Source organism: Microcoleus sp. Pol12B4 (assembly GCF_036701385.1).
Taxonomy (GTDB): domain Bacteria; phylum Cyanobacteriota; class Cyanobacteriia; order Cyanobacteriales; family Microcoleaceae; genus Microcoleus.
On the sequence record NZ_JAUBQR010000477.1, the window covers coordinates 1 to 1,045 of the forward strand.

The following is a 1,045-nucleotide window of genomic DNA, read 5'->3' on the forward strand; positions in this document are numbered from 1 at the left end:
GAAACTCGCACCCCTTTTATCAAGTTATCATCTAGCTTCAAAACAACTAATTTCGGCATGGCTAACAACTGATAAGCTGAGGCATATCTAAATTTTACAGTCACGGCGCGATGAAATTCTTGTGGGGTGAGCATCCTGCCCGCCCAAAAGGTTCAATTTTGATGCTCAACAACTTATGACAAGTCAGCCTCTTTAGGCGGCAAAATTCTCTGCAATACAGAGTTCTTTCAGTTTTACCACAACGCTGAAACATTCTCCGCGATCGGCGGCAAATTCTAGAGTCATGTAGCCGTTACCGCTGCCGGCGCAAGCTTCCATGACAGTTTTTCCCTTGCCGTCGGTGACTTTCAGAGTCAGATTGAGCGGCAAGCTGTCTGCCCCGCCGGCGGGATGCACCTGTACTTTAATATTAGTTTCAGTATCGGTTGTTGGTTCGATCGCCACCAGCAAAGCTACCGCTGGCGCTGGTTCTACTACACCCCTCCAAAAATTAGGTTTTTCCTGAACAGAGTCGAGGGTTGCTGATGCTTTTTCCGAGATATTTGCTGCCAGATGGATTATCTTGCCCCGCACGACTGCGCTGCTGTAACGACGAAAAGCTAAATGAGGTTCTTTTGGCATTAAAATATCTTCTACAGACTGCCAACCAGCATCAAAAATATTGTGCAGCCACTGGCGCAGTTGTACAGTTTTTCGGCTGCGTTCCAGACAATCCAAATGTTGGAGAAGTTTGTCAAAGCTTTGCAATTTATCAATAGCTAAATCGCCAGCGCTTGCAGTTTTTACAAATCCCAGCAAAGTAGCTTCTTGTCGCTTTATATCGATTTCAACTGCTACTAAACCAATGCGATCGTCCGGTATTTCCAGCGGAATGTAACAAAACTTGCCAGACTTCAGGGGTCGGCATTCCAAATGGCCTAATTGAGTTAATTTTAAGTCGGCTGCATCGGTGTAAAGGCGCATGGCCTCGTTCCAACTGTCGCTGGCATTCAAGTCTGTGGGAATGTCCATCATTTCCATGTAATCTTTCACTGCACATACAGCT

1 protein-coding gene is annotated in these 1,045 nt (G+C 46.0%); it reads right to left on the reverse strand.

What is annotated here, in order from left to right:
• Positions 1–192: 192 nt before the first annotated feature.
• Positions 193–1,045, reverse strand: an 853-nt coding sequence (locus QUA38_RS29175) for a DUF1822 family protein (protein ID WP_333168044.1), incomplete at its 5' end; no start/stop codon positions are given.